Source organism: Nocardiopsis sp. MG754419 (assembly GCF_018207095.1).
Taxonomy (GTDB): domain Bacteria; phylum Actinomycetota; class Actinomycetes; order Streptosporangiales; family Streptosporangiaceae; genus Nocardiopsis.
In genome coordinates, this window is sequence record NZ_QOCZ01000024.1 from 25857 (window position 1) to 52250 (window position 26394).

Below are 26394 nucleotides of genomic sequence, written 5' to 3' on the forward strand. Positions count from 1 at the left end.
CCCGTACTCACGGCGCACACGGGGGGATCGGGATGAGGCGGAGGTCACAGCAGCCGTCCGGCGTCGAAGCAGGTGTGGTCACCGGTGTGGCAGGCCGCCCCGGTCTGGTCGACCCGCAGCAGGAGGGTGTCGCCGTCGCAGTCCAGTGCGACGGACACCACATGCTGGGTGTGGCCCGAGGTGGCGCCCTTGACCCAGTACTCGCCTCTACTGCGGGACCAGTAGGTGGCCTCACGGGTGGTGAGGGTGCGGTGCAGGGCCTCGTCGTCCATCCAGGCGAGCATGAGGACGTCGCCGGTGTCGTGCTGCTGCACGACCGCCGGGACGAGTCCGTCCGGGGTCCGCTTCAGGCGTGCGGCGATGTCCGGGTCGAGGTTGGTGACGCTCATGCACCCAGGTTATGACCGCTCGGTGAGCGGTGTTCACCGGGTACCGGGCAACGGAGTGACGGTGACAGGTTCTAGAGTGCGAGCGTGCACGACGCCGTCGCGTGCCACCGACGACCTGGAGAGTTCCCACCGTGACCGCCGACTCCCTGGCCGCCGATCTGGCGGGCAAGCCCGACGCCCTGTCCGCGCTCGCGCGCAGGTTCCCCCGCTGGGATCCCTACGCGGCGCTGCCGGCCCTCCTGGACGAGGAGCCCGCGGCGGTGCGGTTCCTGGCGCTGGGTCCGGCGCGACGGGCGTGCGAGGTGGCCGCGACACGGCTGCGTCGCGCGGGGATCGGGGCGAGCGCGGACCCGTCCACCTCCGCGGAGGCGCCACCGGCCGGCGCCGAGACGCTCGTGGTGGCGGTGACCCTGGGCGACGGCCAGCGGGAGCTGTGCACGGTCCTGGACAGGTACGTGGGGCGGTCCCCGGTGGTGGTGCTGGCCCCGGACGCCGACGCGGTCGTGGCGCGCTACGCCGATCTGCTGGTGCCGTTGCACACGGGTGAGGTGCGGACGGGGACCGGGTGCCGCGCCTATCAGCACGCTCTGGCCCTGCTGTTGCTGCTGGGGCATCGTCTGGGCGCGCCGGTGGGCGGTAGCGGCAACTTCCCGGGGCTGCTGTTGCGGGTCGCCCACGCGGTCGGGTCGTTGCTGGAACGGGCTCCCCAGTGGGTGCCCGAGACCGCGCGGGTGCTGGACTCCCCCACCGGCGTGCACCTGGTGGCCCCGGCCGAGCGCACGGCGTCCGCCGCCCAGGGTGTCCAGGTCCTGCGTCGCGGGCCGGTCCGGCCGGCCTACGAGGCGGAGACCGGCGAGTGGTCGCACACCGACCGGCACCTGGCGGCGGTGACGGACTACAAGGCGCTGCTGTTCGCCGGATCCTCCTACGACCAACGGTTCGCCGAGCACCTGGGGCAACTGCGGGGCACGTTCGTGGCGGTGGGGTCCACCCCCGACCGTGAGCGGGTGCCCGGGGCGGCGGCGACCCTGCGTTATCCGGGTGACACCGACCCGGACGTGAGTCTGCTGACCGAACCGGTGGTGGCGGAACTGCTGGCCGCCCACTGGTGGGCGCACGCCGGCGACTGAACCGGGGCGCCGCTCCTCCCCACGTGGGGAGGAGCGGCGACGGTCCGCACCGTGGCGTCCCGGTACCGGGACCGGTGGGCCTTCAGGCGGAGGAACGGACCCAGGAGGCGTAGAGGTCGGCGTACACACCCGGCCGGTCGACCAGCTCGTCGTGGGAACCGCTCTGGACGATGCGGCCGTCGTCGAAGACCAGGACCCGGTCGGCCGCCTCGGCCGTGGACAGCCGGTGGGCGATGGCCACGGAGGTACGGCCGCGGGTGAGCCGGTCCAGGGCGCGCTGGATGCGCGTCTCGGTGTGCGGGTCCACGGCCGAGGTGGCCTCGTCGAGCACGAGCAGGTCCGGGTCGGCGACGTAGGCGCGCACCAGGGCGACGAGCTGGCGCTCCCCCGCGGACAGGGACTCCCCTCGCTGACCGACCGGTGTGTCCAGACCATGGGCGAGACTGCCCAGCCAGTCGGCCAGACCCAGTTCGGTGACCGCGGCCTCCAGTTCGGCGTCGGTGCTCTCGGGGCGGGCGAAACGGATGTTGTCGCCCAGGGAGCTGTCGAACAGGAAACCCTCCTGCGGCACCATCACGACGCGGCTGCGCAGCGAGGAGAAGGCGACCTCGCGCAGGTCGACGCCGTCCAGGCGCACCGTCCCGGTGTCGGGGTCCATCAGCCGGGTCAACAGCTTGACGAACGTGGTCTTGCCCGAACCGGTCTCGCCGACGACGGCGATCCGGGTGCCGGGGGTGATCCGCACGCCGACGTCGTCCAGGACCACGGGGCCGTCCGGGTAGGAGTAGGTGACGTGGTCGAAGTCGACGCGGACGGGACCGCGCGGCAGGACGCTGCCGGCCTCTCCGGGGTCGGAGATGTCGGGGACGGTGTCCAGGACGCCCAGGACCCGGCGCCAACCGGCGATGGCGTTCTGGGCCTCGTTGAAGATCTCGGTGGCCATCATCATGGGCTGGACGAACAGCGTCATGAGGAACAGGAAGGCGATGAGCTGCCCTGCGGTGAGGCCGCCGCCCACACCCAGCCAGACACCGACCAGGACGACCGCGGCGTTGGCGACGGCCGCGACGATCTCGGCGAAGGGCGACACGGCCATGGACAGGCGCTGGGCCTTGACCTGCGCCCTGCGCGTGGCCAGGACGGTGGTGTCGATGCGACCGGCGGTGCGCTCCTCGGTGCCGTGGGCGCGGATGACGGCCGCGCCCATGACGGTCTCGCCGATGGCGCCGAGCATGTCGCCGGTGCGCTCACGGACCTTCAGGTACGCCTTGGACAGGAGTCTCTGCAACCAGCGCACACCGAACAGCAACGGCAGGAAGCAGATCCACACCACGAGGGTGAGCTGCCAGGAGTAGAACGCCATGAGGGTGGTGGCGACCAGCAGTTGGCCGGTGCTGACCAACAGCAGCAGGCCGCCCCACTGCATGAAGTGGCTGATCTGGTCGACGTCGCCGGTGACCCGGGAGACCAGGGCGCCCTTGCGTTCGCTGTTCTGGGTGAGCACGGACAGGTCGTGCACGTGCCGGAAGGCCTTGCGACGCAGGGTGGCCAGCCCGGACTCGGTCGCCCGGTACAGGCGCAGGTTCATCAGGTACGAGCAGAACATGGTGACGACCAGCAGCGCGGCGCAGCCGGTGACCATACGGGTGACGAAGCCCAGATCGGGCCCGCCGTCACCGCTGAAGCCGTTGTCGATGATCTGCTGGACGGCGATGGGCACGACGACCTTGCCGGCGGTGGCCACCATGGCGAAGATCAGGGTGATCCACAGGCCCTTGGCGAACTCCGGGGACAGACGGAGGCCGCGCTTGATGGTGCCGAGCGCGCCGTCCTCACTGCGGTGCAGGGACGGGGACCCCTGGCCCGAGGGGCGCGGCCCGTCGGTACCCCGGTCCGACCTGTCGTCGGCGCGGGTCCGGGTGGGTGCGCTCATCGGGTGGTCTCCTCACTGGAGTCGGTGTCCTGTGCACGGCGGTGGGGTTCGGCGGGCCCCGGCTCCTCGGGCACCGGTGTGCGCTCGGCCTCGTTCTCCGCGGAGGCGCGCTCGTAGGCGGTGACGAGCCGGTTGTACCCCGGCGAGGTGGTGAGCAGCGCGTCGTGGGTGCCGCGGGCCAGGATGCGTCCGCCCTCCATGTACAGGACCTCGTCGGCGAGTTCGATGGTGGCTCGGCGGTAGGCGACCACGAGCACGGTGGCGGCGTCGTCGCGTTCGCGCAGCCCGGCGAGGATCTGCGCCTCGATCTGCGGGTCGACCGCCGAGGTGGCGTCGTCCATGATGAGCAGGCGCGGACGGCGGACCACCGCGCGGGCCAGGGCCAGACGTTGGCGCTGGCCGCCGGAGAGCGTGGTGCCCTTCTCACCGAGGCGGGCGTCGATGCCGCCGTGGAGTTCTCGAATGAATCCGTCGGCGCGGGCCAGACGCAGCGCGGCCCAGACCTGGTCGTCGTCGATGTCGGCGCCCAGGGTGATGTTGTCGCGGACGGTGTCCTCGAACACGAAGGTCCCCTGGGGGACGAGCGCGGCGGTGCGGGGCACCTGGTCGCGGGCGAGGTCGCGCAGGTCCACGCCGTCGTAGGTGACGGTTCCGCCGTCGGGGTCGACCAGGCGCATGAGGACGGTGGTGAGGGTGGACTTGCCCGACCCGGTGGGGCCGACGACGGCGACGGTGCGGCCGGGGGCGATGTCGAGGTCGACGCCGTTGAGCACGGTGGTGCGGCGTTCGTGGGCGTCACCGCCGTCCATGAGGTCACGGCCGTCGGTGTCGTAGGCGTCGGCGTAGGAGAAGGTGACGTCGTGGGCGCGGAGGGCCAGGCCCCGGGGTGAGGGGTCCAGAACACGGTCGCCGTAGACCATGGCGCCGTCGGAGCGTAGGACGGACTGGACCCGGTCCCAGCCGACGACGCTGCGCGGCAGGTCGCCCAGGAGCCAGCCGAAGGAACGGATGGGCAGTGCCAGCAGGGTGAAGAGGAAGGCGATCTGGACGAGGTCGCCGGGCTCGATGGCGCCGGTGGACAGTCGCCACATGCCCAGGAGCAGGACGGCCAGGACGCCGAAGTTGGGCAGGGCCTCCATGAAGGGGTCGAACATGGAGCGCAGCCGACCGACCTGGATGAGGGCGTCGCGCAGACGGTGCGCGGCGTCGGTGAAGCGTTCGGTCTCGGTGTCCTCCCGCCCGAGGGTCTTGACGACCAGGGCGCCGTCGAAGGACTCGTGGGCGACCCCGCTGACCTCGGCGCGCAGCGCCTGGGCACGGGAGGCCATCGGCGAGACGCGTCGCTGGAAGGCGACGTTGGCCGCCGCCAGCACGGGGAAGACGACGAACGCGACCATGGCCAGCACGGGGTCGGTGGCGACCATGGCTCCGGCGGCGATGAGCAGCATGAACACGCTGCCGACGACCATGGGAAGGGGCGCCAGGGGCTGCCAGGCGGCCTCGACGTCGGCGTTGGCGTTGGAGAGCAACTGTCCGGTGGGGTGGCGGTGGTGCCACGACAGGGGCAGTTCGAGGTACTTGCGGGCGACGGAACGTCGGTAGCGGGCCTGCATGCGGAACTGCATGAGTCCGGCCAGCAGACGACGCACGGCCAGACCGATCGCCTTGCCGAGGCCGACCGCCAGGAGCAGGCCCGCGGCGGCGATGAGCACAGCCGTGGTGGTCTCACCGGAAGCGAAGGCCGGAAGGATGGTGTGGTCGGTGATGTGGCCGAGCACGGAGGCCGAGGCGACGGTGACGGCGGCGTGCAGCATGGCGCCGCCGACGGCGGTGAGGAAGATCCAGGGTTCGGTGCGGGCGGCGACCCACAGGACCCGGAGTCCGCGGGTGAAGACCCGCTTGTAACCGGCCCGTGTACTGGGGTCGGGGTCGGACGTCCTCTCCGGTTCCGGCGCGTCCTCCCGTTCCTCCGGTCTCGACGTCGTCGTGCCCTGCGCCATGCGCCCCCACTTTCTGCTCCGCGACCGATGGACCGGTGTCTTGGCACCCCGACCGGCCCGGGCGTCGCCGGGGAGGTCGTGGGGTGTGCCGGGCCAACTTATCCAGCGACACCGACAGCTTCCACCGGATTGTTTCAGCGCGGGTCGCATTCGAGCTATTCCGTACAGAACGAACTTCCGTTCGTGTGCGGGATGTGCAGGGCGAGCGGGATGATCGAGGACACCGGTGAACGGGCGAAGATCGGTGAGGCGGACCACCGTGGTCCACGGACCTCGGGGCCGGTTGTGGACACCGCCCGCGGGGCCGGCCCACGCCGACCCGGGACGGTCCCGACGCGGCGTGGTCCGGGGTTCGGGCGGTGACGCGAGGAGGGCCCGGGAGCCCCTGTCGGGGATGCCCGGGCCCTGGTCGCGCGTGCGGGTCAGGGCACGGCGACGGCACCTGGAACCTGTGTGCGGAACCACAGGGGTTCAGCGGACACGCGGCTCCCCGCACCGTTGGGGTGTCGGTTCGGTCGACGGCGGGCCGCGCTCCCCGAAACCCGGGAAGGTGCCGCCGGTGTGATCGCGAGGAACGGTGCCTCCCGGCTCGGACATCGAACCCGCCTTGCCTCCGGGCGCCCGAACACGGGCCGAAGCGCGGCGGAGACCCCCGTGGAGCAGGGCCTAGTAGCGGCCGCGGACCCCCTGGGTACCGTCCGCCGTCTCGGAGGCGTCGACGTCCTCGGTGTCCCGGGCGGCACCCTCGTGCTCCTGGTGGGTGATGACGCCCTTGTAGGTCAGGCGGCCGAACGCGCCGTCGGCCCCGATGCCGAGGGCGTCCTGGGCGTCGCGCACCGCCTCCTCGGTCGCCTCGTCGTAGACGCCGGAGACGTCGACCCCGGCGTCGTACTTGGCGTTGACCAGGAGCTGCACGGCGATGACGGCGTAGCCCCGGTCGCCGCGCCGGTAGGAGTCCGCCTCGGACGGGAAGTGCAGGTTGCGGACCTTGATCCAGGTCTGCGAGTCCAGGACGCCGTCGACGTCGATGCCCTCGCTCTCCTCGAAGGCGCGGACGGTCGCCTCCACATCGGGGGTGAACTCGGGGCCCGGGTTCGGCGTGACGTAGCCGAGGGCGTTGAGGAGGTGCTGGGCGGCCTCGACGTCGACGCTCGGTCCGGGACGGTCGACCGAGTAGACCGGCCAGGACCGGGCCTCGATCTGCTCCACGACCTCCGCCGGGGTGCGTTCGAGGTCGTCCGCGGAAGCGCTCGGAGCGAGAAGGACGGCACCGCCGAGGGAGACGATCCCGGCCGTGGCCAGGGCCGCGATCCGACGGGCGACTCCGCTGGTGAGGTACTCGGACATGATGGGTGGACACTCCCCGTGTCGTGTGGCTGAGACGGCAACATGCTCACACGGATCACAGGACTGTTAACTCAACGCCACACCATGATCACGATCGGTGTTGATCACGTGCCCCGGGCCGCTCCCGGCCCGGGGCACGTCGAGGTCCTCGGCGCTAACGCACCGCGTGGCCCGCCTCGCGCAGGCTCCGCTTCACGTCGGCGATGGTGAACTCCCCGAAGTGGAACACGGTCGCGGCCAGCACCGCGTCGGCGCCCGCCGCGACGGCCGGGGCGAAGTGCTCCACCGCGCCCGCGCCGCCCGAGGCGACCAACGGCACGTCCACGCGAGCGCGTACCGCCCGGATCAGCTCCAGGTCGAAGCCGGCCTTGGTGCCGTCGGCGTCCATGGAGTTGAGCAGGATCTCCCCCGCTCCCAGGTCGGCGGCGCGCTCGCACCACTCCAGGGCGTCGATCCCGGTGCCCTTGCGCCCACCGTGGGTGGTGACCTCGAACCCGCTGGGGGTGGGCGCGTCACCGTCGCGGACCCGGCGAACGTCGGCGGAGAGCACCAACACCTGACGGCCGAACCGTTCGGCGATCTCCTCGATGAGCGCGGGCCGGGCGATCGCCGCGGTGTTGACGCCGACCTTGTCGGCACCGGCGCGCAGCAGGCGGTCCACGTCCTCGGTGGTGCGGACCCCACCCCCGACCGTCAGCGGGATGAACACCTGGTCGGCGGTGCGTCGCACCACGTCATAGGTGGTCTCGCGGTCACCGCTGGAGGCGGTCACGTCCAGGAAGGTGAGCTCGTCGGCGCCACCGCCGTCGTAGGTGCCCGCCAACTCCACGGGGTCACCGGCGTCCCGCAGGTTCTCGAAGTTGACGCCCTTGACCACCCGACCGGCGTCCACGTCCAGGCAGGGGATGACACGCACGGCCAGGCTCACCGGCGCTCACCCTTGACCAGGGCCAGGGCGTCCTCCAGGGTGAAGGCGCCCTCGTACAGGGCGGTGCCCATGATGGCGCCCTCGACACCCTCGGGGACCAGGGTGGCGATGGCCTCCAGGTCGGCCAGGCTCGACACCCCGCCGCTGGCCACCACGGGCTTGTCGGTGCGTTCGCACACGGTGCGGAGCAGGTCCAGGTTGGGGCCCTTGAGGGTGCCGTCCTTGTTGACGTCGGTGACGACGTAGCGGGCGCAGCCCTCCGACTCCAGGCGCTCCAGGGTCGCGAGGAGGTCACCACCGTCTCGGGTCCAGCCCCGGGCGGCCAGGGTGGTGCCGCGCACGTCCAGCCCGATGGCGATCCGGTCGCCGTGCTCGGCGATGATCTTGGCGCACCACTCGGGGTTCTCCAGCGCTGCGGTGCCGATGTTCACCCGGGTGCAACCGGTGGAGAGCGCGGCGGCCAGCGACGCGTCGTCACGGATCCCGCCGGACATCTCGACCTTGATGTCGAGCCGGCCGACGATGTCGCCCAGCAGTTCGCGGTTGTGGCCGCGCCCGAAGGCGGCGTCCAGGTCCACCAGGTGGATCCACTCGGCGCCGGCGTTCTGCCATGCGGTGGCGGCCTCGAAGGGGTCGCCGTACTGGCCGCCGGAGCCCGCCTTGCCCTGGACCAGTTGGACGGCCTGGCCGCCCGCGACGTCCACGGCGGGCAGCAGTTCGAGTGCGGGGGTCGACGTGGTGTGCTCGCCGGTCATATCGCCTTCTCGTGCTCGGTTCGGTTCTGGGGTGGATGTGGGGTGCGCCGAAGGCGCGGACTCGCGGGGGGCGGGGTCGCTACAGCGTGGCGACCCAGTTGGCCAGGACGCGCGCCCCGGCGTCACCGGACTTCTCCGGGTGGAACTGGGTGGCGCTCAGTGGGCCGTTCTCGACGGCGGCCACGAAGGGTTCGCCGTGCTCGGACCAGGTGACCCTGGGCGCCCGGATGCGGTCGCTGGAGGCGACGAACTCCCAGTGGCGCACCGCGTAGGAGTGGACGAAGTAGAAGCGCTCCTCGGCTCCCACACCCGCGAACAGACGCGTGTCCTCGGGCGGGGTCACGGTGTTCCAGCCCATGTGCGGGACGACGGACGCCCGGAGGCGTTCGACGCTGCCGGGCCATTCACCGCAGCCCTCGGTGGCACTGTCCCGAGCATGGACGTCGGCCTGTTCGACGCCCCGCTCGAAGAGGACCTGCATGCCCACGCAGATCCCCAGGACGGGACGCCCACCGGCGACACGGCGACCGATGACGCGGTCCCCGCCGGCGGCTTTGAGGCTGGCCATGCAGGTGCTGAAGGCGCCGACCCCGGGGACGACCAGGCCGTCGGCCTCCAGTGCGACTCGGGGGTCGGAGGTGACGGTGACGTCGGCGCCGGTGCGCTCCATGGCGCGCTGGGCCGAACGCAGGTTGCCCGACCCGTAGTCGAAGACGACCACACGTGAGGACATCGGGTGTGTGCCTTTCTTAGAAGTAACCGAGCCGCAGCGCGCCGGAGGCGAGGGCGAGCACGACGCAGCCGGCCAGGGCGAGGGCGATCGGGCGGCTCTTCCCCCAGAACGCGTAGACGCCGCCCGCGAGGAAACCGCCCAGGACGATGAGGGACAGACCCCACAGATCGGTGTCCATCTACAGGACGCCCTTGGTGGAGGGCACCCCGCTGACGCGCGGGTCCTGCTCCGTGGCGAAGCGCAGCGCCCGGGCGAACGCCTTGAACTGGGCCTCGACGATGTGGTGCGCGTTGCGGCCGTAGGGCACGTGGATGTGCAGGGCGACCCTGGCCTGGGCGACGAAGGACTCGAAGATGTGCCGGGTCATCGTGGTGTCGTAGTCGCGCCCGATGACCGGGGCCATGCCCTCGGGCTCACTGTGCACCAGGTACGGACGCCCGGACACGTCGACGGTCACCTCGGCCAGGGCCTCGTCGAGGGGCACCTTGGCGTCGGCGAAGCGGCGGATGCCGGCCCGGTCGCCGAGGGCCTCACGGAAGGCGGCGCCCAACGCCAGGGCGGTGTCCTCCATGGTGTGGTGCGAGTCGATGTGCAGGTCGCCCTCGGTGCGCACGGTCAGGTCGAACAGGCCGTGCTTGGCGAGCTGGTCCAGCATGTGGTCGTAGAAGCCCACACCCGTGGAGACGTCGGCGATGCCGGTGCCGTCCAGGTCGACCTCGACCAGGACCTTGGTTTCCTTGGTTGCGCGTTCGATGCGCCCGATACGGCTCATGGTCGTCCATCCTCGATGGTGCTGTGTCGGTGGTGCTGTGGGAGGGGCCGGGGCGTTCAGCCGCCGGTGACCCGAAGGAGGGTGTCCCGGAAGACCGCCATCTCCTCGGGGGTGCCGACGGTGACGCGCAGCCATCCGGGTGGGCCGACCTCCCGGATGAGGACCTGGTGGTCGAGCATGTCCCGCCATACGCGGGTGCGGTCCTCGAACTCTCCGAACAGGACGAAGTTGGCGTCGGAGTCGGCGACCGCGAAGCCGTGCGCGCGCAGCCAGTCGACGAGGGCGTCGCGTTCGGCGCGCAGGTCGTCGACGGCGCCGAGGAGTTCGTCGGCGTGGGCCAGGGCGGTGACGGCCACCGCCTGGGTGACGGCGGACAGGTGGTAGGGCAGGCGGACCAGTTGCAGCGCGTCGACCACCGCGGTGTGCGCGGCGAGGTACCCCACCCGGGCGCCGGCCAGGGCGAAGGCCTTGGACATGGTGCGCGAGACGATGACCCGGGGGTGCTCCGCCAGCAGGGTCAGGGCGCTGGGGCTGCCCTCGCGACGGAACTCGGCGTAGGCCTCGTCCACGACGACCACACCGGGGGCGGCCCGCACGATGCGTTGGATGGCGTCGAGTTCGAGCGCGGTGCCGGTCGGGTTGTTGGGCGAGGTGAGGAAGATGACGCTGGGCTCGTGCTCGGCGACGGCGGTCAGGGCGGCGTCGACGTCGATACGGAAGTCGGCGTCGCGCGGCACCGACACCCACGCGGTCCCCGTGCCCCGGGAGATGATCGGGTGCATCGAGTAGGACGGCTCGAAGCCCATGGCGGTGCGGCCCGGCCCGCCGAAGGCCTGGAGCAGCTGCTGGAGGATCTCGTTGGAGCCGTTGGCCGCCCAGACGTTGGCGGCGGTCAGTCCGTGCTCCAGGTAGGCCGCCAGGTCCTCGCGCAGGCGGACCGCGTCACGGTCGGGGTAGCGGTTGAGCCCCAGCGCGGTGTCGGCGACCGCGGCGGCCAACGCCGCGGCCAGGGCGGGCGAGGGCGCGTGGGGGTTCTCGTTGGTGTTGAGGACCACCGGCACGTCCATCTGGGGTGCGCCGTAGGGTGAGCGCCCGCGCAGGTCGTCGCGGAGCGGCAGGTCGTTCAGGGTGAAGCTCACTGGTGTCACACTCGTCGTCGGTCGTGGGAGGGGCGGTTCGGCCGGTGGGACCGCTGTCGGTCGCGCCGCGGCCGGAACCGCCCGTCTCCGTCGGGTGTGTCGGCGTTCAGTTCCGGCCGGTGCCCCGGCCCACGCGGGCGGCGACGGCCTCGCCGTGCGCGGGCAGGTCCTCGGCCTCGGACAGGGTGATGACGTGGTGGGCGACGTCGGCCAGCGCGTCACGGTCGTAGGCGACGACGTGCACCCCGCGCAGGAAGGTCTGCACGCTCAGGCCACCGGTGTGGCAGGCGCACCCGCCCGTGGGCAGCACGTGGTTGGACCCGGCGGCGTAGTCACCGAGGGAGACCGGGGAGTGGTCGCCCACGAAGATCGCGCCGGCGTTGCGCACCCGGTCGGCCCAGGCCGCGGCGTCGACGGTCATGATCTCCAGGTGCTCGGCGGCGTAGGCGTCGACCACGGCCAGCCCCTGTTCGAGGTCCTCGACCAGGACGATGCCGGACTGCGGACCGGAGAGGGCCTCGCGGACGCGTTCGCTGTGCCGGGTGGCGGCCACGCGCTCGGCCAGGCGTTCGGTGACCGCGTCGGCCAGGGCCTCGTCCGGGGTCACCAGGACGGAGGCCGCGACGACGTCGTGCTCGGCCTGGCTGATGAGGTCGGCGGCGACGTAGTCGGGGTCCGCGGTGTGGTCGGCCAGGATCGCGATCTCGGTGGGGCCGGCCTCGGCGTCGATGCCGATGACCCCCTTGAGCAGGCGCTTGGCGGCGGCGACCCAGATGTTGCCGGGGCCGGTGACCATGTCGACGCGGCGGCAGTCCTCGGTGCCGTGGGCGAACATCGCCACGGCCTGGGCGCCGCCGACCGCGTACACCTCGTCGACGCCCAGCAGGGCGCACGCGGCGAGGATGGTCGGGTGCGGCAGACCGCCGAAGTCCTTCTGCGGCGGTGAGGTGACCGCCAGCGAGGACACACCCGCCTCCTGGGCGGGGACGACGTTCATGATGACGCTGGAGGGGTAGACGGCCCGACCGCCCGGCACGTAGAGACCGACCCGTTCGACCGGGATCCACTTCTCGGTGACGGTGCCGCCGGGGACCACCTGGGTGGTGTGGTCGGTACGACGCTGGGCGCTGTGCACCTTGCGGGCGCGTCGGATCGACTCCTCCAGGGCGGCGCGCACGGCGGGGTCGAGGTCGGTCAGTGCGGTCTCGATGGCGTCCTTGGGGACGCGGATGTCGGTGATCCGTACACCGTCGAAGCGTGCGGCGAGTTCGATCAGTGCCTCGGTTCCGCGATGACGTACGTCCTCGACGATGGGGCGGACGCGTTCAGTGGCGTCGGCCACGTCGATTTCGGCGCGCGGAAGGGCGTCGCGCGGGTCGTCCTGGGAGCCTCGGAGGTCGATTCGACTGATCACGGCTCCAGTCTAGGGGGCGTGGCCCGACCGATGGGCGGTCGCGTCCGAATGATGGACACCACACCCGCCCGACCGGCACCGACCCCGCAGGCGAGGACGTCGAGGGTCAAGTTCGGATAAAAACGCCGAACCACCCTCGAATAAGTGTCCCCTAACTTTGGCACACCTTACCTAATCAACCTTGCGAAAGGCTTGCCTAACAAATTCGGCGCCCCTTTCAGGTGTTTCCCAAATGCCTTTTACATGCGTTATCGTAGGCTCATGACTTCCAACAAGACCGGCGATAGCGGCCTTTCCAAGTTCCACCGACTCCTGGTCGACCAGGTGCGGCACGAGTTCACCGCCTCGCATCAGTACGTGGCGATCGCCGCCTGGTTCGACGACCAGGACCTGCCGCAGCTGGCCAGGGTCTTCTACGAGCAGTCGCTCGAAGAGCGCGACCACGCGATGATGCTCGTGCGCTACCTGCTCGACAACGACGTGACGTTCGCCATCCCCGGGATCGACGAGATCGAGAACGATTTCGCCGTCACCCGTGACCTGGTCGCTCTGGCCCTGCGCCAGGAGCGTGAGGTGAGCGCCCAGTTCCAGCGTCTGGCCAAGGTGGCCCGCGACGAGGAGGACTACACGGGCGAGCAGTTCCTGCAGTGGTTCATCCAGGAGCAGGTCGAGGAGGTCGCCAAGATGTCCACCCTCCTCAACGTCGTCGACCGCGCCAACGGCAACCTGTTCGACGTGGAGACCTTCGTGGCCCGCGACATGCCCAGCGAGGACGACGGCGGGCAGGCAGCGCCCGGCACCGCCGGCCCCGCGGTCTCCTGACCATCGGAGCCTCGCCGGCCCTGCGCCCCGCCCGGAGTCCGGGCGGGGCGCCGTCGCGTGCGCTCACGGAGGCATACTGGGAGTATGCCTGAGGCCCTGCCGATCTTCCCGCTGAACACGGTGTTGTTCCCCGGGATGACGATCCCCCTGCACGTCTTCGAACAGCGGTACCGGAGATTGGTCTCGGAGTTGCTCGGACCGACCATGGCCGGGGGCGAGGTCGGTGGACGCGAACGCGGGCCGGCCCGTTTCGGTGTCGTGTGGATCGAACTGGGACACGAGGTGGCGAGCGAGTCCGGCCAGGGCGCCGGTGGAGCCGACACCGGGGTGCCGCACACCGACGACCACGGTCGCCACCCCTCACTCCCCCTGGTGAGCCCCGTCGGCTGCACCGCCGTGGTGCGCGACGTACGCACCTACGAGGACGGTCGCTACGACCTCGTGGTGGAGGGCGGCACCCGGTTCCGGATCGTCGACCTGTCCGAGGTCGACGCGTCCTCGCCCGACGACTACTCCAGCGCCTCGGTGTCGTTGCTCCCCGAGGCCCTGGGACCGGACGCCGAGGAGCACGCCGAACGGGTGCACGACCTGTACGAGGTCTACCGGGGACGTCTGTCCCAGATCGGCATGGCGCCGGAGACCTCTCGCGATCTGCCCCGGGACCCGATCGCCCTGTCCCACGCGGTGGCCGCCTCGGTGGTACTGGACCCCGCGGAGAAACAGCGACTGTTGGAGGCGGAGGACGCCGCGACCCGGCTGGCCGTGGCCGCGCGCTTCCTACGCAGGGAGAACCGCATCGTGGCCACACCGACCCTGCCCAACCTTCCCGCGGGTCCCTTCCTCAACAACGGAGTCTCGTTCAACTAGCGTCCCAGTAGGACCCGGTGAAGAGGTGCACTAGCCTTCCCGGAAGCCATCGACCAGTGGAAAGCCCAGGTAACCCATGAGTGGAAGAGCCACGCCGGCGACCGTGGCGGCCGGACGGACGAAGACCACCTACACCCTGCATCCCTACGAGGTCGGGGAGGACGGCGACGGGCACTCCTACGGCACCGACGCCGCGGACGCGATCGGGGTGCCCCATCACCAGGTGTTCAAGACACTGGTGGCCGAGGTGGACGGTGTGTTCACCGTGGGGGTGGTGCCGGTGAGCGGTGCGTTGGACCTCAAGGCGTTGGCCGCGGCGGTCGGCGGCAAGAAGGCGACCATGGCCGACCCGGCCCGGGCCGAGAAGATCACCGGCTACGTTCGTGGAGGGATCAGCCCGCTGGGTCAGCGCAAGCGCCTGCGCACGGTGATCGACTCCTCGGTGACGTCGTTGGGGTCGGTGTACGTGTCGGCGGGCCGGCGCGGGTTGCAGATGGAGCTGATGCCCGCCGACCTGATCCGCCTGACCGAGGCGACCACCGCCCCGATCGCGGCCGGCTGAGGGATCTCCGTGGCACGGTGGGAGGGGACTCGCGCTCGCGTCCCGCGCGCCGTGGGGAACGATGGACCCCGGCGCCTACGCCTACGCGCTGTTGCCCGCCCTATTACCCAAAGGTAGCTTTGTGACATGGGCAACATCTCATCCCCCTATAGGTCCGTTCCCGACATGTTCGCCTCCCGCGTCGCCGCATCCGGTGAGCGGGAGGCGTTCAGTTATCCGGTCCCCTCCCTCGACGGTGGACCCGACATCTGGAAGGGCCTCACCTGGAACCAGACCCGTGACCGCGTGCGCGACCTGGCCCTGGGCCTGCACACCCTGGGACTGACCCCCCAGGCCCGCTGCGCGATCGCCTCCAGTACCCGCATCGAGTGGATCCTGGCCGACCTGGCCATCCTGTGCGCCGGCGGCGCCTCCACCACGATCTATCCCGGTTCCACCCCGCCCGACCACGCCTTCATCGTGTCGGACTCCGGCAGCATGGTCGCCTTCGCCGAGAACGACGAGCAGGTCGCCAAGCTGCTCGGGCAGCGCGCGTCCATGCCGGGCCTGTCCAAGGTCATCACCTTCGAGGGCGAGGCCGCCGGGGATGACGACTGGGTGATGAGCCTGGCCGAACTGGAGGCGCGGGGCGCCGCGTTGCACGCCGAGAATCCGGACCTGTTCGACACACTTGTCGCCGCCGTCCGACCCGATCACCTGGCCACCCTGGTCTACACCTCGGGGACCACCGGACGGCCCAAGGGCGTGCGCCTGGACCACGCCAACTGGCTGTACGAGGCGCAGGCGCTCGAGATGATGGGTGAGGAGATGCGCTCCCGGGGCCGGGAGATGCTCACCATCGACGACGTCCAGTACCTGTGGCTGCCCCTGGCCCACTCCTACGGCAAGGTCATGCAGGTCACCCAGTTGCGACTGGGGTTCCGGACCGTGGTGGACGGGCGTGCGGACAGGATCCTGGACAACCTCGCGGAGGTACGGCCGACGTTCATGGCGGCGGCGCCCCGCGTCTTCGAGAAGCTGTACAGCGCGATCGCCCTGCGGGCCGAGGAGGGCGGCGCGGCACAGCACCGCCTCTTCACGTGGGCCGCGGGTGTGGCCGAACGGGTGTCGCTGCTCCGTGAGCAGGGTCGGGAGCCGACGGGCGTACTGGCCGCCCAGCACCGTCTCGCCGACGGCCTGGTGTTCGCCGACCTGCGTGCGCGCTTCGGCGGCCGTCTGCGGTTCTTCGTCTCCGGCAGCGCGCCGCTGGCCCCGGAGATCGGCCGGTTCTTCCACGGCGCCGGGATCACCATCCTTGAGGGCTACGGCCTGACGGAGACCTCCGCGGGGGCCTTCCTCAACCGCCCCGGTGACGTGCGCTTCGGGACGGTGGGGCTGCCGCTGCCCGGCACCGAGGTCAGGATCGCCGAGGACGGCGAGGTGCTGCTGCGGGGTCAGGCCGTCATGCGCGGCTACCACAACCTGACCGGTGCCACCGAGGCCGTGCTCGACGAGGAGGGGTGGTTCGCCACCGGTGACATCGGCGCGTTGGAGAACGGCCGGCTGCGGATCACCGACCGCAAGAGGGAGATCATCAAGACCTCCAGTGGCAAGTTCGTCGCGCCGCAGGGCATCGAGAGCCGTTTCAAGTCCCTGTGCCCGTACGCGAGCAACCTGATCGTGCACGGCGACCGACGGCCCTACTGCGTGGGGTTGGTGGCCCTGGATCCGGAGTCCATCGGTGAGTGGGCCCGGGCCCACGGACTGGGAGCGCTCGGCTACGCCGCCCTGACCAGGGCGCCGAAGGTCCGTGCGATGGTCCAGGACGCCGTCGACGAACTCAACCGGGATCTGCCCCGGCACGAGACCGTCAAGAGGTTCGCGATCCTGCCGAGTCCACTGACCGTGGAGACCGGAGAGATCACCCCGAGTCTGAAGATGCGCCGCAGGGCGGTGGAGGAGAAGTACGCCGAACTGCTCGACGCCATGTACGACCGGTCGGTCCAGCGACTGTGACCGTCAGGGACGACGTCTCTCGGCGTCGTCACGCTCCCCCTCGGGCGACGCCACGGGTGCCCCCCGGTCCGGCCCGGAGGTGGGGCGCTCCGGGTTCTCCGTCTCCGGGGCTTCGGGGAGCCCCCGCTCCGCCGTCCCCGCGCCGGGGGTCGGGTCCTCCGGGGCGTCGGCGGACGTGAGGTCGGGCCGTGGTTCCGGTTCGGGGACCCCGGGCTGGTCGGCGCGCAGCAGGCTGATGCCGTCCAGAAGCCCGTACTGCAGGACGTGGACGAAGGGCCACACGATGAGGAAGGCGAGGGCCTGGAGCTGGAGCGCGCCGGTGACGGTGTCGCCGGGCTCGGCAGCCAGGATCGCGTCGCGCGCCGGCCCGTCCAGCGCGAGCCCGACCCGCCAGACCAGCGTGGCGGCCGTGACCGCGCCGAGGAAGCCCGCCAGCAGGAGCGGCAGGCGCAGATCCTGCTCTCGTCGCGACGCCAGAGCGAACTGGATCATGTAGCAGGCGTACCCGGTGACCAGGCCGGCGACGGCGGTGATGAGCACGAAGTAGCCCTCACCCGCGAAGACGTCCTCCGAGGCGCCGGCGAAGACCTCGCCCTGCCCCAACGCGGTCAACTCGGGCCGCGGAGCCAGCCACCACCACAACGGGCCCAGGGCGGCTCCGAGCAGCGCCGGCGCCCCGAACACGGCCGCCGCCACGGCCAGACCGCGCCACACTCCCGACGCGCCCGTACGGCCCCCCGCTGTGTTCACCCTGTCCCCTTCACTTCCCGCTCCCACCGAAAACCGGTGGCTACCGTTCACGGCCCGAAGGACAATACCCGCATGTACGACAAGAGCGGTTCGGTGACCCCGCCCAAGCGTGTCGATCCTCCCATGGCAGCGGACGAGCGGACCATGCTGTCGTCCTGGTTGGAGTGGCACCGCGCCACCGTCCACGACAAGTGCGCCGGCCTGGACCCCGCCCTGTCCTCGGCCGCGCCCTTCGTGTCCTCACCGATGACCACGATCGGGGGGATCGTGTCGCATCTGCGCTGGGTGGAGGCGTTCTGGTTCGAGGTGGTCCTGCTCAACCAGCCGGACGTCGCACCGTACTCGGCCCAGGATCCCGACGGTGAGTTCCGGGTGGGTGCCGAGCGGCCCCTGGGGGAACTGCTCATCGAGTACGAGCGCCAGTGCGAGCGTTCCCGGGAGATCACCTCCCACCTGGACCTGGGCAACTTCTCCCGCCGGGTCCTGCGGGACGGCCGGGGGCGGACCACGCTGCGTTGGGTGCTCACCCACATGATCGAGGAGACGGCCCGCCACAACGGCCACCTGGACCTGCTGAGGGAGTCGGCCGACGGCACCGTCGGCGCGTGAGCGGTCCGACCGCGCGCGGGCCGCGCCACGGTGCTCGGCGGCTCCGGCCCGACGACACGAGGGCCCGGGACGGTGATGTGTCACCGTCCCGGGCCCTGGCGTCGGAACAGGGTCAGTCCCGCGTCTCCGAGTCGCCGTCAGCGTCGTCCTCGTCGTCCCGGGTCGGGACGTCCTCCTCGGCCAGGACGAGGTAGAGGTTGCGCCGGGTCTCGGACAGGAGGCGCTTGGCCCGCTCCACCTGTGCGGGACCGCCGGCCTGGGCGACCTGGGCCGCGGCCGCGGCGAGCTGGTAGGCCAACGTACCGATCTCGTCGTAGTGCGAACGGGCGTCCGCGTAGGCGTCCGCGCCCGCCTCCCACGGCGGGGTGAGGTCGGCACCGTGTTCGTCGAGGTAGGCCACACCGTCGTCGGTGAGTTTGTAGGGGCGGCGACGCCCCTCCCCCTCGACCTGCTCGATCAGGCCCTCGTCCTCCAGCTGCTGGAGCATCGGGTAGACCGAACCCGAACTGGGTCGCCAGCCGCCGCCGCTGCGCTCGCGGCCCTCGCGGATGATCTCGTAGCCGCTGCGCTGTTCCTCGGCGAGGAGCAGGAGGATGCCGGTGCGCACGTCGCCGCGCTTGGCCCGGGGGCCGCCGCGCCGGCGGCCGTGGTGCCCACCACCGTGTCCACCCTCGTGACCGAAGAACCCGCCGAAGGGTCCACCGGGCCCGAAGGGGCCTCCCGGGCCCATGGGGCCGCCGGGTCCGAACGGCCCACCGGGTCCACCCGGTCCCCCTCCCCTGGGAGGGCGGGGTGGCATGGGCGGACGGGGTGGCTCGGCACCTTCGGCGTGGTGCCGGTGGTGTTCCCAGGGCCCGCGGTGCCCACCGGGGCCGTCGTGTCGGTCACGCCGTTCCCGACGTTCGGCGCGCTGTTCCTCTCGTCGTTCCCGGCGCTCCTCACGGGCGAAGGGGTGTCGGAACCGTCGTTCGTCCCAGGCCCAGGGGCCGGGAAGTGCCATGGCGCTCATGGTGTTCTCCTTAGCGATATCCCAAGACAGTCCTTCACTGTCTCGATAGCTCAAAGATATATCGCTAACTATCGCTTGGCAAGACGCGAGACAGAAAGAGGCCCTCGTGTGCGCCACCGCACACGAGGGCCCGGGCTCCGAGGAGCGGGATCGACCCGACTCAGTAGTCGACCGAGTACGCCCCCAGCAGGCTCTTCACCTCACCGTTGAACTCGGGCGAGATCCGCACCGAGTAGTTCTCCAACGCGTAGATCCGCGAGCGCACCGGGTTGTCCACCCGGATCCGGACCGGGGTCCCGCCCTTGTGCGCGCTCAGCATCTGCCGCAGGTCGCCCACGAGTTCGGAGGAGAGTCGCTTCTCGTCCACCGTGAGCAGGACCGGGGGCTCCCCCTCGGTGATGTGCGAGATGTCCAGGATCGACATCTCCGAGGCGAACATCGAGAAGGTGCCGTCCCGGTCGTTGAGCCGCCCCTTGACCGTGACCGCGGTGTCCTCCAGCAGCGCCTCCACGTACAGCGGATACGTCTTGGGGAAGAACAGGACCTCCATGCTGGCGTCCAGGTCCTCCACCGTGGCGATGGCCCATTGGTTCCCCGCCTTGTTGGTGCGTTTGTCCACCTTGGAGATCAGCCCCGCGATCCGCACCTCCCCACGCTCCCGAGCGAGGTCACCGGCGACGATCTGCGCGATCGAGGTGTCCCGGGAACGGGCCAGCACCCGCTCGGCTCCGGCCAGGGGGTGACTGGACACGTACAGGCCCAACATCTCCCGTTCGAAGGCCAGCTTGGTCTTGCGGTCCCACTCCTCGTCGCCCCACTGGATGTTGAGACCGATGGGGGTGGAGTCGCCGTCGTCGTCCCCGCCGCCGAACAGGTCGAACTGGCCGTGCGCCTCCTGCTTCTTGGAGCTGATCATGCCCTCGACCGCGGTCTCATGGTGGCGGTAGAGCTCACGACGGGGCTGTCCCAGCGAGTCGAACCCGCCCGCCTTGATCAACGACTCGATCACACGCTTGTTGCAGGCGGCCAGTTCGATCTTGGAGAGGAAGTCGGTGAAGGAGGTGTACTTGCTCTTCTCGGTCCGGGTCTTGACCACCGAGTTGACGACGTTGGCGCCCACGTTGCGCACCGCGCCCATCCCGAAGCGGATGTCCTTGCCGACGGGGGTGAAACGCAGACCCGACTCGTTGACGTCGGGCGGCAGGACCTTGATCCCCTGGGTACGGCACTCGGCCAGGTAGACCGCCATCTTGTCCTTGTCGTCACTGACCGAGGTCAGCAGCGCGGCCATGTACGCGGCCGGGTAGTTGGCCTTGAGGTAGGCGGTCCAGTACGCGACGAGGGCGTATCCGGCGGCGTGCGACTTGTTGAACGCGTACCCCGCGAACGGGAGCATGACGTCCCAGATCGCCTGCATGGACTCCCGGGAGAAGCCCTTCTCGATCATGCCGGCGGAGAACTTCTCGAACTCCTTCTCCAGCGCCTCCTTCTTCTTCTTACCCATGGCCCGACGCATCAGGTCCGCGCCGCCCAGGCTGTATCCGGCCAACTGCTGGGCGATGGCCATGATCTGCTCTTGGTAGACGATCAGGTGGTAGGTCTCACCGAGGATCGGGTCGAGGGCGTCCTTGAGCTCGGGATGGATCGCCGTGACGTCCTGGCGGCCGTTCGAGCGGTCCGCGTAGTCGTTGTGGGCGTTGGCGGCCATCGGACCGGGCCGGTAGAGGGAGAGGACGGCCGTGATGTCTCCGAACGCCTTGGGTTCCATCCGCTTGAGGAGGTTGCGCATCGCGCCGCCGTCCAGCTGGAAGACACCCAGGGTGTCACCCCTGGCCAGGAGCTTGTAGGTCTTCGGATCGTCCAGGGACAGCTTGCCGAGGTCGATGTCGACGCCCTCGGCCTCCCTGATGCTCTTGACCGCGTCGTCCATGATCGTCAGGTTGCGCAGGCCCAGGAAGTCCATCTTGAGCAGGCCCATGTCCTCGCACTGAGGGTAGGGAAAGCCCGTGATCATGGCGCCGTCGGAGTCGCGCTTGTGCAGGGGGATGACGTCGAGCAACGGTTCCTTGGACAGGATGACGCCCGCGGCGTGCACACCGGTACCGCGGGTCAGGCCCTCGATACCGCGCGCGGTCTCCATCACCTTGTTGACCTGCGGGTCGTTGTCGATCAGGTTGCGCAGCTCGGTGGTCTCGCCGTAGCGCTCGTGCTCGGTGTTGTACACCGCGTCGAGCGGGATCTCGTTGCCTCCCACCGGCGCGGGGAAGGCCTTGGTGATCTGGTCGCCCGTGGAGTAGGGCATGCCCAGGATCCGCGTGGAGTCCTTGATCGCGGCCTTGGCCTTGATGGTGCCGAAGGTGAGGATCTGGGCCACCCGCTCCTCGCCGTACAGGCGGGTGACGTACTCGATCATCTCGCCGCGCCGACGCTCGTCGAAGTCGAGGTCGACATCGGGCATGGACACACGTTCGGGGTTGAGGAACCGCTCGAACAGCAGGCCGTGGGCCAGGGGATCGAGGTCGGTGATGCCCAGCATGTAGGCGATCATCGAACCCGCGGCCGAACCTCGACCCGGGCCCAGCGCGATGCCGTTCTCCCGGGCGTAGTTGCAGATGTCGGCGACCACGAGGAAGTAGGCCGGGAAACCCATCTCGTTGATGATGCCCAGCTCGTACTGGATCCGGGTGCGCGCCTCGTCGGTGGCCCCGTCCGGGTAGCGCACGGGGATACGGCGCTCCACCTCCTTGGCCAGCCAGGAGGCCTGGGTCTCCCCCTCGGGCACGGGGAAGACCGGCATCAGGTCGCGGTGGGCGAACACCGAGTCATAGGCGTCGGGGGCGATCCGTTCCGCGATGAGCAGGGTGTTCTTGCAGCCCTGGGCCCACTCGTCGAAGTTGAGCAGTCCGCGCATCTCGTCGGCGGTCTTGAGGTAGTAGCCCGAGCCGTTGAAGCGGAACCGTGTCGGGTCGTCCAGGTTCTTGCCCACACCGACGGCCAGGAGCGCGTCGTGCGCCGCGGCCTGGGACTCGTAGACGTAGTGGGAGTCGTTGGTCACCAACGGCGGGATGTCGAGCTCACGACCGACCTTGAGCAGACCGTCGCGGACCTCCTTCTCGATGGGCACGCCGTGGTCCATCAGCTCCAGGAACACGTTCTCCCTGCCGAAGATGTCCTGGAGCCCGGCGGCGTACTCGATCGCCTCCTTCTCCTGCCCCAGACGCAGACGGGTCTGCACACCACCGGAGGGACACCCGGTGGAGACGATGATCCCCTCGTTGTACTGGGCCATCAGCTCCAGGTCCATCCGGGGCTTCATGTAGTAGCCCTCGGAGGAGGCCAGGGAGGACATCCGGAACAGGTTGCGCAGCCCCTGTTCGTTCTGCGCCAGCATGGTCATGTGCAGGTAGCGGCCACCACCGGAGATGTCCTTGCCGCCCTCGGCCGAGGCGTCGTCGGAGGTGTTGGACCGGCCCCAGAACACCCGCTTCTTGTGGAACCGGGACTCGGGGGCCACGTAGGCCTCGATGCCGATGATGGGGGTGACGCCGCTGCCCTTGGACTGCTGGTAGAACTCGTAGGCACCGAACATGTTGCCGTGGTCGGTCATGGCCACGGCCGGCATCTCGAGCCGTGCCGCCTCTTTGAAGAGGGGCTTCAACTTCGCCGCCCCGTCGAGCATCGAGTACTCGGTGTGGACGTGCAGATGTGCGAAGGAGTCGGCCATGACGCGAGTGCCCCCAGGCGGGTCGACGGACGGGTGGTCACTCCTGAGCCTACGACTTCCCCACGACTCTCGGGCCCACCTGTGGACGACGGGGCGGGCCCCGCCGGGCGAGGCCCTGATCTCGGGAAGGGCGGATGTCGTGGGGTGGTGGGGTCGGTCTCCGACCGGATGAGGCGGCCGAGGTGGTCGACCTCGCGACGGACGTGGTCGCGGGCCGCGCGCACATCGTCGATCCGGAGGTGATCGGACACGGCCGCGTCACCTCGTGGTCCACCGGGGCTGCTAGCCTCCGGCCGGTCGGTGCGCCGCGTCCGCCGCCACGAGCCCCCGCTGAGAGGATCTCCCCCGTGTCCCACAGAACCCGCCGTGTGGCGTCCACCGCCACGCTCGTCCTGGCCGCCTCCGCGCTGGTGGCCGTCCCCGCCTCCGCGCTCGCGTCACCGTCGGTCCCCGAGCCCACCGGTCCGCACGAAGTACGTTTCGCCACGTTCAACACGGCCCTGGAACGCTCGGAGGAAGGGCTCCTGGCCGAGGAACTGGCCACGCCGGACAGCGAGCAGGCGCGCAACGTCGCCGAGATCATTCAGCACGTGCGCCCCGACGTCCTGCTCGTCAACGAGTTCGACCACGACGACGCCGGGCTCGGGTTGCGGCGTTTCCAGGACAACTACCTGTCCGTGGCACAGAACGGCGCCGACGCCATCGAGTACCCGTACGTGTACTCGGCCCCGGTCAACACCGGCGTGGCCTCGGGTGTGGACCTCAACGGCGACGGTGAGGCGGTGACCGAGCCGGGCGGCCCCGCCTACGCCGAGGACGCCTTCGGGTACGGGTTCTTCCCCGGCCAGTACGGGATGGCGGTGCTGTCCAAGTACCCGATCCTCACCGATCAGGCGCGGACCTTCCAGACCTTCCGTTGGGCGGACATGCCCGACGCGCTGCTGCCCACCGACCCCGAGACGGGCGAGTCCTACTACTCGGAGGAGGCCCTGGAGGTGCTGCGGCTGTCCTCCAAGAGCCACTGGGACCTGCCGATCGACACGGGTCGGGGACGGCCCGTGCACCTGCTGGCCAGTCATCCGACACCGCCGACCTTCGACGGTCCCGAGAAGCGCAACGTGGCCCGCAACCACGACGAGATCCGTTTCTGGGCCGACTACGTGACCCCGCGCGCCGGGGACTACATCCACGACGACGCGGGTGTGCGGGGCGGTCTGGCGCCGGGGGCGCGCTTCGTGATCGCCGGTGACCTCAACGCCGACCCCAACGACGGTGACGGGCACCCGGAGGCGATGGCGCGCTTGTTGGAGCACCGGAGCATCGTGGACGTGCGCCCCTCCAGCCAGGGCGGGCGCGGCGCCGCCGAACGTCAGGGCGGCGCCAACGAGCACCATGTCGGCGACCCCGAGCTCGACAGCGCCGACTTCGTCGACGAGCCGGGGCCGGGGAACCTGCGGGTGGACTACGTGCTGCCGTCGCGTTCCCTGCCGGCCCGCGGTTCGGGCGTGTTCTGGCCGACCGTGGACGACCCGCTGTTCCGCCTGACCGGCGACCACCCGTTCCCCAGCTCCGATCACCGCCTGGTGTGGGTCGACGTGGTCTCGGCGGGGTCGGGCGCGACCGATCCGGTCGGCACCTCCGAGGACTGACGCGCGGGTCTCGGGGCCGGGAGCCGGTGGACGGGCGGTGGGGGTCAGCGTGTGCGCGCCGCCTCCTGCTGGGCGACGTCGAGTCCGGCGCTGATGACGCTGTCCATGATGGCGGCGAGTCGGTCCGGACCCAGGCGGGGCGCGTGCTCGACCATCCGCTCCACCAGCAGGCGCTCGCGCTCCCGGTCCCGCCCGGCGAAGTAGCCGACCGGTTTGATCCGCTGCACCTCGGCGGCGACCAGGGCGCGGCGTTCCAGGAGCGCGGCGAGTTCGGCGTCCATCGCGTCGATCCGGCCGCGCAGGTGGGCGAGGTGTTCGTCGTTCTGCCGCGGGGTGTGGCGGTCGTGCACGGTGGGGTCCCTTCCTCGGTGTGTACGGGTGCGCGGAGCGGCCGTACGTCCCCGAGGCTCGGGTGCGGGGCGTCGGCCGCCCGAAAAAGCGAAAGAGCACCGGGCGGTGCCCGAGTGCTCTGTTGCCGACGTTCCCCTGGTTCCGCCTACGTGGAAGCGGCCGACGGGTCCGTCGGCTCGCTAAACACGCGATAGCGGTGGGTCATGGCGTCGATGGTACCCGTTCCGGAACGGTGGTGCCCGGTACGGGGTCTCCGGACGTCTATTCGGGGACCTCGACGCGGATCATGAGCGCGCTCGCCTCGGCGGTGACCTGGCCGTGGGCGCGGATCCGCCCGGCGACGAACACCTTGCGACCCTCGGTGCGTTCCACCCGGGCGGTGATCTCCAGGGGGGTGAAGAGCGGGGTCGGTCTGCGGTAGTCGACCTCGAGGTGGGCGGTCAGGCCGGGACTGGTCTCGATCGCCGAGACGCTGCCGACGGCCTGGTCGAGCATGGCGGCGATCCAACCGCCGTGCACCAGACCGGGAGGGCCCTGGTAGATGGTGTTGAGGGTCACCTCGGCGCTCACGCCCTCGTCCGTGCGCACGAGCGTGAGCGGCGGGGCGGCGGGGTTGGTGTCACCGGAGACGATGTTGGTGATGGTCCCGAGTTCGGTGGTGCCGTCGCCGGTCTCCCGGGTGACCATGGTGCCGATCTCGCGACGGGCGACGTTGAGCCGGTCGGTGAGGCCCTGGACGGTGGCCGCGGTCTCGGCCAGTGTGTCGTTGTCGACCTCGGTGTTGGCGACGGCGTCGATGAGGTCGTGCACGCGGGAGACCAGCGAGCGGAGTTCGTCCGGGATGTCGGCGCCCTCGACCAGGGGAAGGCCGAAGGCGCGGGGGTCGGGCGTCTCGGTGGTCGGCTGCGTATTGACCGTCATGTGTTCCTCGTCGGAGATCGTGTTCGTCGGCCCGGGGGCGAGGCCTGGCTCAACGTCGAAACCGAATCCTACTCGGTCGCAATCCGGCGAAGCGTGACGATACGGTGCGCTCCCCGTCACACGGACCGGAGACGGGGAACACCGCCGGCGTGTCAGTTCAGCTTGTGCTCCATGTGCCGGTGCGGGATACCGGCGTCGAGGAACTCCTCGCCGTGGGCGGAGTAGCCCAGCCGCTCGTAGAAGCCGAGCGCATGGGTCTGGGCGTGCAGCTCGACCTTCTCCAGGCCCAGCTCCGCGGCCAGCTCCTCGGCGGCGACCACCAGGGCGGCGCCGGTCCCCTTGCCCCGCCCCTCGGGCAGGACGGCCATACGGCCCAGGAGCCCCACGCCGTCCCCCTGGTCCACCAGCCGGACCGTGCCCACCGGCACACCCTCGTCCACGGCCAGGAGGAACGCGGCGGTGGTGTCGCGCTCGTCCCATTCCTCGGCGATGGGCACCTGCTGTTCGGCGACGAACACCGCGCCGCGGATGACGAAGACGGCCGCGCGGTCGCGTTCGTCGCGGACACGGCGGATCTGTGGCTTGCTCATGGGCG

At 70.5% G+C, this 26394-nt stretch carries 24 protein-coding genes; 7 read left to right on the plus strand and 17 right to left on the minus strand.

The window, feature by feature from the left end:
• Positions 1 to 44: 44 nt before the first annotated feature.
• The gene (hisI, locus tag DSY14_RS07295) at positions 45 to 389 is read right to left on the minus strand and encodes a phosphoribosyl-AMP cyclohydrolase (protein ID WP_211715698.1); all 345 of its coding nucleotides are present in this window, start codon (positions 387 to 389) and stop codon (positions 45 to 47) included.
• A 131-nt stretch (positions 390 to 520) separates the two neighbouring features.
• On the opposite strand from hisI, the gene DSY14_RS07300 reads away from it, so the two are divergent.
• Complete coding sequence (locus tag DSY14_RS07300) at positions 521 to 1519, plus strand: sugar isomerase (RefSeq protein WP_211715699.1); 999 nt, start codon at positions 521 to 523, stop codon at positions 1517 to 1519.
• A gap of 82 nt (positions 1520 to 1601) precedes the next feature.
• Here DSY14_RS07300 and DSY14_RS07305 read toward each other — a convergent pair whose 3' ends face one another.
• From DSY14_RS07305 to hisD, 10 genes are all read right to left on the minus strand, one after another.
• A complete protein-coding gene (locus tag DSY14_RS07305) occupies positions 1602 to 3452 on the minus strand; it encodes an ABC transporter ATP-binding protein (RefSeq protein ID WP_211715700.1) in 1851 nt (616 codons plus the stop codon).
• Complete coding sequence (locus tag DSY14_RS07310) at positions 3449 to 5452, minus strand: ABC transporter ATP-binding protein (RefSeq protein ID WP_211715701.1); 2004 nt, start codon at positions 5450 to 5452, stop codon at positions 3449 to 3451. The genes DSY14_RS07305 and DSY14_RS07310 overlap by 4 nt, the downstream gene beginning before the upstream one ends.
• A gap of 666 nt (positions 5453 to 6118) precedes the next feature.
• Complete coding sequence (locus DSY14_RS07315) at positions 6119 to 6799, minus strand: peptidoglycan-binding protein (RefSeq protein ID WP_211715702.1); 681 nt, start codon at positions 6797 to 6799, stop codon at positions 6119 to 6121.
• Between the two features lie 154 nt (positions 6800 to 6953).
• A complete protein-coding gene (gene hisF, locus DSY14_RS07320) occupies positions 6954 to 7727 on the minus strand; it encodes an imidazole glycerol phosphate synthase subunit HisF (RefSeq protein ID WP_211715703.1) in 774 nt (257 codons plus the stop codon).
• On the minus strand, positions 7724 to 8482 hold the full coding sequence (gene priA, locus DSY14_RS07325; RefSeq protein WP_211715704.1) for a bifunctional 1-(5-phosphoribosyl)-5-((5-phosphoribosylamino)methylideneamino)imidazole-4-carboxamide isomerase/phosphoribosylanthranilate isomerase PriA: 759 nt from the start codon (positions 8480 to 8482) through the stop codon (positions 7724 to 7726). The genes hisF and priA overlap by 4 nt, the downstream gene beginning before the upstream one ends.
• A gap of 79 nt (positions 8483 to 8561) precedes the next feature.
• Complete coding sequence (hisH, locus tag DSY14_RS07330; RefSeq protein ID WP_211715705.1) at positions 8562 to 9215, minus strand: imidazole glycerol phosphate synthase subunit HisH; 654 nt, start codon at positions 9213 to 9215, stop codon at positions 8562 to 8564.
• A 16-nt stretch (positions 9216 to 9231) separates the two neighbouring features.
• Complete coding sequence (locus DSY14_RS07335; RefSeq protein WP_211715706.1) at positions 9232 to 9393, minus strand: hypothetical protein; 162 nt, start codon at positions 9391 to 9393, stop codon at positions 9232 to 9234.
• Positions 9394 to 9987 (minus strand): imidazoleglycerol-phosphate dehydratase HisB, encoded by a 594-nt coding sequence (gene hisB / locus DSY14_RS07340; RefSeq protein WP_211715707.1) that lies wholly within the window; start codon positions 9985 to 9987, stop codon positions 9394 to 9396.
• Between the two features lie 56 nt (positions 9988 to 10043).
• Positions 10044 to 11126 (minus strand): histidinol-phosphate transaminase, encoded by a 1083-nt coding sequence (locus DSY14_RS07345; protein ID WP_211715708.1) that lies wholly within the window; start codon positions 11124 to 11126, stop codon positions 10044 to 10046.
• A 106-nt stretch (positions 11127 to 11232) separates the two neighbouring features.
• On the minus strand, positions 11233 to 12540 hold the full coding sequence (gene hisD, locus DSY14_RS07350; protein ID WP_211715709.1) for a histidinol dehydrogenase: 1308 nt from the start codon (positions 12538 to 12540) through the stop codon (positions 11233 to 11235).
• A 261-nt stretch (positions 12541 to 12801) separates the two neighbouring features.
• Between hisD and DSY14_RS07355 the strand changes: the two genes are divergently transcribed.
• The 4 genes from DSY14_RS07355 to DSY14_RS07370 all read left to right on the plus strand — a co-directional run bounded on the left by DSY14_RS07355 (position 12802) and on the right by DSY14_RS07370 (position 16786).
• A complete protein-coding gene (locus DSY14_RS07355) occupies positions 12802 to 13362 on the plus strand; it encodes a ferritin (RefSeq protein WP_211715710.1) in 561 nt (186 codons plus the stop codon).
• Between the two features lie 84 nt (positions 13363 to 13446).
• On the plus strand, positions 13447 to 14229 hold the full coding sequence (locus tag DSY14_RS07360) for an LON peptidase substrate-binding domain-containing protein (protein ID WP_211715711.1): 783 nt from the start codon (positions 13447 to 13449) through the stop codon (positions 14227 to 14229).
• Positions 14230 to 14305: 76 nt separating this feature from the next.
• The gene (gene ybaK / locus DSY14_RS07365; protein ID WP_249187463.1) at positions 14306 to 14791 is read left to right on the plus strand and encodes a Cys-tRNA(Pro) deacylase; all 486 of its coding nucleotides are present in this window, start codon (positions 14306 to 14308) and stop codon (positions 14789 to 14791) included.
• A 126-nt stretch (positions 14792 to 14917) separates the two neighbouring features.
• Entirely contained in the window at positions 14918 to 16786 is a 1869-nt protein-coding gene (locus DSY14_RS07370) for a long-chain fatty acid--CoA ligase (RefSeq protein WP_211715712.1), read from the plus strand.
• Positions 16787 to 16789: 3 nt separating this feature from the next.
• Here the strand turns inward: DSY14_RS07370 and DSY14_RS07375 are convergent, their stop codons facing one another.
• A complete protein-coding gene (locus DSY14_RS07375) occupies positions 16790 to 17536 on the minus strand; it encodes a hypothetical protein (protein ID WP_374223989.1) in 747 nt (248 codons plus the stop codon).
• A gap of 72 nt (positions 17537 to 17608) precedes the next feature.
• Between DSY14_RS07375 and DSY14_RS07380 the strand changes: the two genes are divergently transcribed.
• Positions 17609 to 18145 carry a DinB family protein gene (locus DSY14_RS07380; RefSeq protein ID WP_211715713.1) on the plus strand — a complete coding sequence of 179 codons (537 nt, stop codon included), beginning with the start codon at positions 17609 to 17611 and terminating at the stop codon, positions 18143 to 18145.
• A 112-nt stretch (positions 18146 to 18257) separates the two neighbouring features.
• Here DSY14_RS07380 and DSY14_RS07385 read toward each other — a convergent pair whose 3' ends face one another.
• On the minus strand, positions 18258 to 19154 hold the full coding sequence (locus DSY14_RS07385) for a PadR family transcriptional regulator (protein WP_211715714.1): 897 nt from the start codon (positions 19152 to 19154) through the stop codon (positions 18258 to 18260).
• Between the two features lie 160 nt (positions 19155 to 19314).
• Positions 19315 to 22878, minus strand: a complete 3564-nt coding sequence (gene dnaE, locus DSY14_RS07390; protein WP_211715715.1) for a DNA polymerase III subunit alpha — start codon at positions 22876 to 22878, stop codon at positions 19315 to 19317.
• A 368-nt stretch (positions 22879 to 23246) separates the two neighbouring features.
• On the opposite strand from dnaE, the gene DSY14_RS07395 reads away from it, so the two are divergent.
• A complete protein-coding gene (locus tag DSY14_RS07395; RefSeq protein WP_211715731.1) occupies positions 23247 to 24527 on the plus strand; it encodes an endonuclease/exonuclease/phosphatase family protein in 1281 nt (426 codons plus the stop codon).
• 44 nt (positions 24528 to 24571) lie between these two features.
• Here DSY14_RS07395 and DSY14_RS07400 read toward each other — a convergent pair whose 3' ends face one another.
• From DSY14_RS07400 to DSY14_RS07410, 3 genes are all read right to left on the minus strand, one after another.
• Positions 24572 to 24877, minus strand: a complete 306-nt coding sequence (locus tag DSY14_RS07400; RefSeq protein ID WP_211715716.1) for a chorismate mutase — start codon at positions 24875 to 24877, stop codon at positions 24572 to 24574.
• Positions 24878 to 25139: 262 nt separating this feature from the next.
• Positions 25140 to 25799 carry a PaaI family thioesterase gene (locus tag DSY14_RS07405; protein WP_211715717.1) on the minus strand — a complete coding sequence of 220 codons (660 nt, stop codon included), beginning with the start codon at positions 25797 to 25799 and terminating at the stop codon, positions 25140 to 25142.
• A 152-nt stretch (positions 25800 to 25951) separates the two neighbouring features.
• Complete coding sequence (locus DSY14_RS07410) at positions 25952 to 26389, minus strand: GNAT family N-acetyltransferase (protein WP_211715718.1); 438 nt, start codon at positions 26387 to 26389, stop codon at positions 25952 to 25954.
• Positions 26390 to 26394 lie beyond the last annotated feature (5 nt).